Origin of the sequence: Pseudomonas sp. PS02303 (assembly GCF_029959925.1) — a bacterium.
GTDB lineage: Bacteria > Pseudomonadota > Gammaproteobacteria > Pseudomonadales > Pseudomonadaceae > Aquipseudomonas > Aquipseudomonas mandelii.
The window spans coordinates 18,586-28,530 of record NZ_JASCOM010000061.1; the positions used below are offsets into that span (position 1 = coordinate 18,586).

Here is a 9,945-nt window from a genome sequence, read left to right on the forward strand (position 1 = left end):
CATGCGCTGGGTGTGCATTCTCTTCCCGCAATTGGCGCTGGACGCGGTACTGCGTCAGCGCCCCGATCCCGATGAACCGTTGGCGCTGCTGACGGGCCCGGCACAGCGCCGGGTGTTGCAAGCGGTCAACGCTCCGGCGCGGGCGCTGGGTTTGCGCCCGGGGCAGTCGATGACCGCCGCCCAGGCCTTGAGCAAAGGTTTTGTCACGGCCGAATACGATGTCGCCGAGATCGAGCACTGGCAACAGTTCCTGGCGGCGTGGGCCTATCGGTTCAGCTCTCAGGTTAGCGTGCATTACCCGCGTGCCGTGGTGTTTGAAATCGAATCCAGCCTGGGGTTGTTCGGGCCGTGGCCGCAGTTCGAGGCGCGGTTGCGTGCCGAGCTCGGCGAACTGGGCTTTCGGCATCGGATCGTCGCCGCGCCCAACCCGGTGGCTGCGCGGGTGTTGGCCAATATGTATGACGGCCTGGTGGTGCCGGACGATCAAGCCTTGCGCTATCACCTGGGGCAATTGCCGGTTGACCGGATCGCCCTGGAACCGGCGGTGGCCACGGCGTTGTCGCGCATGGGGTTGCGCACCTTGAGCCAGGTTCAGGCGTTGCCGCGCAACAGCCTGGCGCGACGTTTCGAGGCCCAAGTGCTCAAGCACCTGGATGCGCTGTTCGGCGAGCGGCGGCTGGCGCTGGCGTTCTACCTGCCACCGGACCGGTTTGATGTGCGCATCGAGCTCAACTTCGATGTGCAATCCCATCAGGCGTTGTTGTTTCCATTGCGTCGCTTGACCGGCGATCTGTCGGCCTTCCTTTGTGGCCGGGACAGTGGCGTGCAGCGTTTCGACCTGCACCTGGAACACGCCGGCTTGCCGGACACGCTGATCAAGGTCGGCCTGCTCAGCGCCGAGCGCGATCCGGCGATGCTCTTCGAACTGGCCCGGGGACGGCTGGAACAGGTGCAGGTCGAGGCCCCGGTGCGCGGTTTTCGGCTGCGCGCCGAAGACCTGCCGAGCTTCGTCCCGCAACGTCAGGAACTGTTCGACGACCGTCCGCAGCAGACCTTGCCCTGGGAGCAACTGCGCGAACGCTTGCGTGCACGGCTCGGGGATGACGCGGTGCATGGCTTGCGTTTCCAGGCCGATCACCGGCCAGAGTGCGCGTGGCAGGCGCGGGCCGACAAACAACTGTGTGCGGGATTGGCGGGGGTGCAGCGTCCGGGCTGGTTGCTGACGGAGCCGCAGGCCGTACACGAAGGCTCGACACGGATCCTCATGGGGCCGGAGCGCATTGAGTCCGGCTGGTGGGACGGCGACGACGTGCGCCGCGATTACTACCTGATCGAAACCCGTTCCGGCCAGCAGGGCTGGGCCTACCGTGCGGTGGGTGAGGGTGGCCCGCTGTGGCTGCAAGGCTGGTTCGCATGAGCGTCGAGTATGCGGAGCTGCACTGCCTGTCGAACTTCAGTTTCCAGCGCGGTGCTTCCAGTGCCCTGGAATTGTTTCAGCGGGCGAAAAAACACGGCTATCAAGCGCTGGCGATCACCGATGAATGCACCCTGGCCGGTATCGTCCGCGCCTGGCAAGCGGCCAAATCCGTGGAGCTGCCGCTGATTATCGGCAGTGAAGTGCGCATCGAGAACGGTCCGAAGCTGGTGCTGCTGGTGGAAAACCTTGAGGGTTACCAGACCCTGTGTCGGTTGATCACCCGGGCGCGGCGCCGCACGGAGAAAGGCCAGTATCAAGTGCTGCGTGAGGACTTCAGTGAACCGATGCCGGGGTTGCTGGCGCTGTGGGTGCCGGACACGGTCGATGATTTTTCCAGCGGTCATTGGCTCAAACAGACGTTCACCGATGGCCTGTGGCTGGCGGTGCAGTTGCATCGCGGGCAGGACGACACCCGGCGACTGGACGCGCTGTTGACCCTGGCTCGGGAACTGCGGATTCCTGCGGTGGCCAGCGGCGATGTGCACATGCACACCCGTGGACGGCGCGCCTTGCAGGACACCATGACCGCGATCCGTCATCACCTGCCGGTGGCCGAGGCCGGGTTGCGGCTGCATCCGAACGGCGAGCGGCATGTACGCAGCCTCGATGCCCTGCAATCGATCTACCCGCAAGCACTGCTCGATGAAACGCTGACCATTGCCCGGCGTTGCACCTTCGACCTCGGCCAGTTGCGTTACCAGTATCCCCGCGAGCTGGTGCCGCAAGGCCAGACGGCCACGTCCTGGCTGCGGCATCTGACCGAAGAAGGGATCGCGTGGCGCTGGCCGGACGGCCCGCAAGCCAAGGTGCTGGTGCAGATCGACAAGGAGCTGGAGCTGATCGCCGAGCTGGGCTATGAAAGCTACTTCCTCACGGTGCACGACATTGTGCGGTTTGCCCGTGAACAAAAAATCCTCTGTCAGGGCCGGGGTTCTGCCGCGAACTCGGCGGTGTGTTTTGCCTTGGGCATCACGGAAATCGACCCGGACCGCACCACGCTGTTGTTCGAACGCTTTCTCTCCAAAGAGCGCAATGAACCACCGGACATCGACGTCGATTTCGAACACGAGCGCCGCGAGGAGGTCTTGCAGTACGTGTTCCAGCGTTATGGCCGGACCCGCGCCGCGCTCACGGCAGTGGTCAGCACCTATCACGCGGCCGGCGCGGTGCGCGATGTGGCCAAGGCCCTGGGTTTGCCACCGGATCAGATCAACGCCCTGGCCGATTGCTGCGGCCACTGGAGCGATGCAACGCCGCCCGTGGAGCGCCTGCTTGAAGGCGGTTTCGACCCCGAGAGCCCGGTGCTGCGCCGGGTGCTGAGTTTGACTCAGCAACTGATCGGTTTCCCCCGGCATCTGTCCCAACACCCCGGCGGTTTCGTGATTTCCGAGCAGCCACTGGACAGCCTGGTGCCGGTGGAAAACGCTGCCATGGCCGAGCGCACCATCATTCAGTGGGACAAGGACGATCTCGATGCGGTGGGGCTGCTCAAGGTGGATATTCTGGCCTTGGGCATGCTCAGTGCGATCCGCCGCTGTTTTGATCTGCTGCGTCGTCATCGCCATCTGGACTTGAGCCTGGCGACGATCCCCGCCGAAGATGTCCAAACCTACGACATGATCGGCCGTGCCGACACCATCGGCGTGTTCCAGATCGAATCCCGGGCACAAATGTCGATGCTGCCGAGGCTCAAGCCCCGGACCTTCTATGACCTGGTGATCGAAGTGGCAATCGTCCGTCCGGGGCCGATCCAGGGCGGGATGGTGCACCCGTACCTGCGAAGGCGAAACAAGGAGGAACCCGAGGTTTACCCGTCCCCGGCGCTGGAAGTCGTGCTCAAACGCACCTTGGGCGTGCCGCTGTTTCAGGAACAGGTGATGCAGATTGCGATTGTCGCCGCCGACTACAGCCCCGGCGAGGCTGATCAGTTGCGTCGCTCCATGGCCGCCTGGAAACGCCATGGCGGACTGGAACCGCACAAGGATCGGCTGGCCGCCGGGATGAAGAAAAACGGCTATACGGCCGAGTTCGCCGCGCAGATCTTCGAACAGATCAAAGGCTTCGGCAGTTATGGTTTTCCAGAGTCCCACGCCGCCAGTTTTGCCTTGTTGACCTACGCCAGTTGCTGGTTGAAATGCCATGAACCGGCGGCCTTCGCCTGTGCGCTGATCAATAGTTGGCCCATGGGTTTCTACAGCCCGGACCAGATTCTGCAGGACGCGCGCCGGCATCATTTGCAGATTCGCCCGGTGGACGTGCGCGCCAGTGACTGGGATTGCAGCCTCGAACCGATCACTGGCGCGCAGCCGGCGATTCGCATGGGGCTGCGGATGATCAAGGGCTTTCGCGAGGACGATGCCCGGCGCATCGAAGCGGCGAGGGCAAAGGGTGTATTTGTCGACATCGCCGACCTGGGCGAGCGCGCGCGACTCGATGCCCGTGCCCAGGAGCAACTGGCCGATGCCGGTGCGTTGCGGGGCCTGGCCGGCGATCGTCATCGGGCGCGCTGGGAAGTGGCGGGGGTGCAGAAGCAACTCGGTTTGTTTGCCGGCCTGCCGAGTCAGGAAGAACCTGCGATCTATCTGCCCAAACCCACAGTGGGCGAGGACCTGCTGGCCGACTACAACAGTGTCGGCACCACCTTGGGTCCGCATCCATTGGCGTTGTTGCGAGGTGAGTTGAAAGCCCGACGTTGCCGCAGTTCGAAAGAGCTGATGGAGGTCGAGCACGGGCGACCGGTCAGCGTCGCCGGGCTGGTCACCGGCCGGCAACGGCCGGGCACGGCCAGTGGCGTGACCTTCGTCACCCTCGAAGACGAATTCGGCAACATCAACGTCATCGTCTGGCGCGACCTGGCTGATCGGCAGCGAAAAGTGCTGGTCGGCTCGCAGTTGCTCAAGGTCGATGGCCGCTGGGAAAAGGAAGGCGAGGTGCGCCACCTGATTGCCGGACGCTTGAGCGACCTGAGCCCCTTGCTGGATGGCATCAGCGTGCGCAGCCGCGATTTCCACTGATCCCAACCACTGATCGCGACAGCCAATGCATTGGCGCCAATAAAAAATTAAACACTGTTATCAGTGATGGCACTTTGGCATAATGCCGGCCGCCGACGTCCCGCACGTCGATTATCGATTTGATTCCCCCTCGCTTTTTCGCCGCTGCAATCCGCAGCGGTTGGCTATTGCCGTGCCGGGATAAACCGTTTTTTCAGAAGGAATGCACAGTGAGAATGATCTCTCGGATGTTGGTATCGACGGCAGCGATTGCCCTTTTGGGCAGCATGGCCGGTTGCGCCACGGAAAGCTCGCGCGCCTTGCCAGTCGCAAAAGTCGAAAGCGCCAGCGTGGCGTATGCCGGTGTTCGTGTGCCCATGGCGGTCGGCAAGTTCGACAACCGTTCAAGCTACATGCGCGGGATCTTCTCCGACGGCGTGGATCGCCTCGGCGGTCAGGCCAAGACCATCCTGATCACTCACTTGCAGCAAACCAACCGCTTCAGCGTGCTGGACCGCGACAACATGGGCGAGATCCAGCAGGAAGCCGCGATCAAGGGCCAGTCCCAGCGCCTCAAGGGTGCTGACTTTGTGGTCACCGGTGATGTCACCGAGTTCGGCCGCAAAGAAACCGGCGACCACCAGCTGTTCGGCATTCTCGGTCGCGCCAAGACCCAGGTGGCCTACGCCAAGGTCAACCTGAACATCGTCAATATCAGCACCTCCGAAGTGGTTTATTCGACTCAGGGCGCGGGCGAGTACGCCTTGTCCAACCGTGAAGTCATCGGCTTCGGCGGCACCGCTGCCTACGATTCGACCCTCAACGGCAAAGTGCTCGACCTGGCCATGCGCGAGGCGATCAATCGCCTGGTAGACGGGATGAACGCCGGGGCATGGAAACCGGGTAACTGATCAAGGTTGATGACAAGGAGCGGTAAAAGCATGTTCAAGACGTATGTGTCGTGGGCGCTGATGGCGTCGACATTGCTGGTCAGCGGCCTGTTGGCCGGTTGCGCCGGCCCGAAAACCCTTTACCAGTGGGAAAGCTACCAGCCGGAAGTTTACGAGTACTTCAAGGGTGAAGAACCCAAGGAAGCCCAGGCCGAAGCGCTGGAACGCGACCTGCAGAAGATCAAGTCCACCGGCAAGACGCCGCCGCCTGGCTACCACGCTCACCTGGGGCTGTTATACCTGAGCATGGGCAAGGACGATCAGATGGTGCAGCAGTTCAGGACTGAGAAAACCCTGTTTCCCGAGTCGACGCCGTACATGGATTTTCTGCTTAAAAACGCCAAGACCGGAGACACCCAATGATCGCGCGTTCATTGAAACTGATGGCCGGGTTGCTGGCGCTGGCTGTGCTCGGTGGCTGCGTCAGCCCCAAGACCGTGGACTATTCGGCGTACAAGCAAGCCCGTCCGAAAACCATTCTGGTGCTGCCGCCGCTGAACAACTCGCCGGACGTCAAGGCGTCCTACAGCATGTTGTCGCAGGTCACGTACCCGTTGGCAGAAGCCGGTTACTACGTGCTGCCGATCACCCTGGTCGATGAGACATTCCGCCAGAATGGCCTGACCACACCGGCGGACATTCACCAGGCCCCGGCCAACAAGCTGCAGGAAATTTTCGGTGCCGATGCGGCGTTGTACATCACCGTGACGGACTACGGTACGCGCTACATGATCATCAGCAGCGAAACCGTGGTGACCGCCACCGCGAAACTGGTCGACCTCAAGAGCGGCACCACCCTGTGGACCGGCTCGGCCCGGGCTTCGAGCGAAGAGGGCGGCAACAACGGTGGCGGCGGCTTGGTTGGCATGCTGATTACGGCAGCGGTCAAGCAAGTGATCAACAGCGCCACCGACGCCGGTCACCCGATTGCCGGTGTGGCCAGTGCGCGCCTGCTGTCGGCCGGGCAGCCGGCGGGCTTGCTGTACGGACCGCGTTCGCCGAAATACGGTACTGATTGAACCCAGTGAGATCGTTCCCACGCTGCGTGGGAACGATCAGTTAAGGGACGATCATTTGGTGGCAGGCCAAAACCGCTCCCCACCCCCCGGCGCATCCGTCCACGCCTGCAACGACCGCGTCGGTAAATCGAAATAATCCCGGGTCCGTGCATAGCCATGCCCACCCATGCGCCCGATCGCATCCAGCCCCAGCTGATCGATGTACAAGGTTTTCGGGTCGATCAATTCGTCCCGCACATGCGCCATCAACACTTCCCCGAAGATAATTTCCCGCGACTGCCCGATGGACAGCGCCATCATCCGCCGACACTCCAACGCCACCGGCGCCTCGCCGATGCGCGGGCATTTGACCGTGGTGCCGGCAATCGCCGTCAGCCCCGCAGCCGTCAACTCATCGAAGCCGGGCGCGAAGGGCACCGCGCACACATTCATCGCCTCCACCAGCGCATCGCTGACGATGTTGACGGTGAATTCCTGATTGAGCTGGATGTTGCGGGTGGTGTCCTTGGGGCTTTGGTCGCCGTAGTTTTCCACGCCCAGCGCCAGGATCGGCGGGTCGGCGGACAGCGCATTGAAGAAACTGAACGGCGCGGCATTGATCCGGCCTTCGCCATCAATCGTGGTGACCAGCGCAATCGGCCGAGGCACCACGCTGCCGATCAGAATCTTGTATTTGTCCCGCGCACTCAATGTGCTGAAGTCGAAGCTTTGCATTGGCAGACATCTCTAAATAAGGGGATCGATTGCGCTCAACGGCGCGTCTGCGCTGTAGTCATCGGCGAACGGAATGGCCGGTTTGAACAGGGTTTTCCAGTCCGGTCGGCCCATGGCCCGGTCGCTGTGGCTGCGCATCAGTTTTTCGAATTGTTGTTGGGCCTGGCGTTGCAGAGCGGGGTAATCGATGCCCTGAACCTGGCCGTCTTGCATCACGCAGCGGCCGTCGATGTAACTGGCGATGCAGTCGTCACCGCGCCCGGCCAGCACCAGGTTTTTCAGCGGATCGAACAACGGCCCCAAGTGCAGGCCGCGAAGGCTGAACACCGTGATGTCGGCCTTGGCCCCGGTTGCCAGGCGACCGAGATCATCGCGGCCCAAGGCTTTCGCACCGCCGAGGGTGGCGGCGTTGTACATATCCAGCGTGGAGGTCAACGCATCGCCGCCCTCCATCAAACGGGCGATGTTCACCCCCTGGCGCATGTTTTCCAGCAGATCCGCCGGCCAGGTGTCAGTGCCCAAGGCGAAGTTGATGCCCTTGGCCCGATAGCGCCCAAACGAATTCAGCGCCTCACCGTCGCGAGCAAACACCACCGGGCAATGCACCAGGCTTGCGCCGCCATCCACCACCCGTTGCAGATCGTCATCGCCCGAGGTGTAGATGCCGTGGGGCAGCAGGCTGCGCGGGGTCAGCAGGTCCAGTTGCTGCAACCAGTGCAGCGGCGACACACCACGCAGTTGCTCGACCATCGCCACCTCGCCAAGCCCCTGGCAGCAATGCAAACGCATCGGCGCGCTCAATTCGCGACTCAGCGCAGCGGTGCGTTGCAGCAGCGCCGGGGTGCAGGTCTGGATGCGATCCGGCAACAAGGCGCCGCGAATCAAGCCTTGGTGCGCATCTTCGAAATCATGGAAAAACCGAACCGCCGCATCGAGTCCGGCCATTCCCCGGGCTTCGTCCCAGTGATGCCCGAGGGTGCCATCGGCCCGCCAATAACTCATGCCGCTCATGTAGCAGGGGCCGAGGTAAGTGCGCAGCCCCAGTTCGGCCGCCACGCCGGCCACCGCTGCAAATTCGTCGTAGGTCTCGGCCCACTCGCGGTAGTACATCGAGGTGATTGGCAGGGCCGTGGTGATGCCGTTGCGGATCAACTGCGTGAAGGCGTAGCGGTATTTGAAGACTTCTTCATCGGGGTCGAAACTCTCGCGCGGACCGGCCGCCAGATAGTCCTCAGACCACATCCGGCCCATGTCGCGTTCATCGCCGTTGTCCAGCGTCAGCACCGTGGAATCCAGATCCCCGAGTGCGTCCAGATCGATGAAACCCGGGCCGATCAACGCATTGCCATAGTCGACCCACTGATCGACCGGCCCGGTAAAACCACGCCCGACAAACACAATGCGCGAACCTTCGAACACCACTTCGCCGTCGCGCCACAGCACATGCTGCGTGCCGTCGAAGCCGACCACGCAACTGGCCTTCAGACCGATGCATTTCACAAGCGGCTTTCCAGCAGCCGACCACCTGAGGCGATCAACTCACCGCCGCGATAAACCTGCCGCACGGGTCGAGAAACCACGGCTTCGCCCAAAGTCTGTACCGGCATCAGCAGGAAGTCCGCCGCTTGGCCGATCTCCAATCCATACCGTTCACAACCCAGCGCCCGGGCACCGTTCACCGTCGCCGCTTCGAACGCTGCGGCCAGTTCATCGTCCTTGTTCAAGTCAAAGCGCAAGGCCAGCAGCATTGCCCGTTCCAGCATGTCGCCGTTGCCCATCGGCGACCACGCATCGCGAATGCCGTCCGAACCCAGGCAGACATTCACGCCTGTTTCACGCAACGCAAGGAAAGGCGGCACCGCGCAATCGGCCGGCGCCGAACTCATCAGCGAAATGCTCAACGCCGCCAAGCGTTCGGCCAGCGGTTTGACCTGGCTCCACGGCAACATCCCCAGGCAGTAAGCGTGACTGATCATCACCCGACCTTGCCGCCCGAAGCGCTCGGTGTAATCGGCGATCAACGCGATTTGCCACAGGCCCAGTTCACCTTTGTCATGCAGGTGAATGTCGACGCCACGGTCGAATTCGCTGGCCAGCTTGAACACGAAGTCGAGTTGCGCGACCGGGTCGTTGTCGATACCGCACGGGTCGAGGCCGCCGACGTTTTCCACGCCCAGCGCCATGGCTTCGCGCATCAGTTCGGCGGTGCCGGGGCGGCTGATCAGGCCGGTTTGCGGAAACACCACCAGTTGCAGGTCGATCAGGTCGCGGTAGATGTCGCGCAGTTGTTGCATGGCCTCGACATGGCGCAGGCCGAATTCCGGGTCGATGTCGACGTGGCAACGCATCGTCAGCGAGCCACGGGCGATGCAGTTTTCCAGCAACGCGCCGGCACGATGGGCGATGGGCGCGTCAACTTCACGCAGGACGCGGCGCTCGTTGGCGATGTAGTCCTTGAGGGTCGGGCCGGCGCTGTTCGGGCGCCAGGGTTGGCCCCACAGGGTTTTGTCGAGGTGGACGTGACTTTCCACCAGGGCAGGGGTGAGGAGCTGGTGTTGGCCGTCGATGTCGGTGGCGGCCAGCGCGGTGTTGGAGGCCGGGCGGCGTTGTTTGAACAGGCCGTTTTCCAGCAGCAGGTCTTCGGCTGTGGCGCCGTAGGGGCGCACGTTGCGTAGCCAGCGGGGTTGAGTCATTGCATACACCTCAAATTTGATGGTGGATTGGCCGGCGTCTTCGCGGGCAAGCCTCGTTCCTACAAGGATGCGCATTCCCCTGTAGGAACAAGGCTTGCC

General features: G+C 62.7%; 8 protein-coding genes. 5 read left to right on the forward strand and 3 right to left on the reverse strand.

The window, feature by feature from the left end; genetic code table 11:
• Position 1: 1 nt before the first annotated feature.
• From QMX98_RS15875 to QMX98_RS15895, 5 genes are all read left to right on the forward strand, one after another.
• Positions 2-1,417: a DNA polymerase Y family protein gene (locus tag QMX98_RS15875; RefSeq protein ID WP_282411045.1), complete on the forward strand. Its 1,416-nt coding sequence runs from the start codon at positions 2-4 to the stop codon at positions 1,415-1,417.
• Positions 1,393-4,491, forward strand: a complete 3,099-nt coding sequence (locus QMX98_RS15880) for an error-prone DNA polymerase (RefSeq protein ID WP_218585115.1) — start codon at positions 1,393-1,395, stop codon at positions 4,489-4,491. The genes QMX98_RS15875 and QMX98_RS15880 overlap by 25 nt, the downstream gene beginning before the upstream one ends.
• 215 nt (positions 4,492-4,706) lie before the next feature.
• Positions 4,707-5,381, forward strand: a complete 675-nt coding sequence (locus QMX98_RS15885) for a CsgG/HfaB family protein (protein WP_154505590.1) — start codon at positions 4,707-4,709, stop codon at positions 5,379-5,381.
• A 30-nt stretch (positions 5,382-5,411) separates the two neighbouring features.
• Positions 5,412-5,783, forward strand: coding sequence for a DUF4810 domain-containing protein (locus tag QMX98_RS15890; RefSeq protein ID WP_077749689.1), 372 nt, complete (start codon positions 5,412-5,414; stop codon positions 5,781-5,783).
• Positions 5,780-6,439: a DUF799 domain-containing protein gene (locus tag QMX98_RS15895; RefSeq protein ID WP_010460994.1), complete on the forward strand. Its 660-nt coding sequence runs from the start codon at positions 5,780-5,782 to the stop codon at positions 6,437-6,439. The genes QMX98_RS15890 and QMX98_RS15895 overlap by 4 nt, the downstream gene beginning before the upstream one ends.
• 51 nt (positions 6,440-6,490) lie before the next feature.
• Here the strand turns inward: QMX98_RS15895 and QMX98_RS15900 are convergent, their stop codons facing one another.
• Genes QMX98_RS15900 through QMX98_RS15910 form a run of 3 tightly spaced genes read right to left on the reverse strand, consistent with a single transcriptional unit; the run spans position 6,491 to position 9,846 of the window.
• Positions 6,491-7,153, reverse strand: coding sequence for a flavin reductase family protein (locus QMX98_RS15900; RefSeq protein ID WP_077749688.1), 663 nt, complete (start codon positions 7,151-7,153; stop codon positions 6,491-6,493).
• 12 nt (positions 7,154-7,165) lie between these two features.
• Positions 7,166-8,653 carry an amidohydrolase family protein gene (locus QMX98_RS15905; RefSeq protein WP_282411046.1) on the reverse strand — a complete coding sequence of 496 codons (1,488 nt, stop codon included), beginning with the start codon at positions 8,651-8,653 and terminating at the stop codon, positions 7,166-7,168.
• Complete coding sequence (locus tag QMX98_RS15910; RefSeq protein ID WP_083376562.1) at positions 8,650-9,846, reverse strand: amidohydrolase family protein; 1,197 nt, start codon at positions 9,844-9,846, stop codon at positions 8,650-8,652. Before QMX98_RS15910 ends, QMX98_RS15905 begins: the two co-directional genes overlap by 4 nt.
• Positions 9,847-9,945 lie beyond the last annotated feature (99 nt).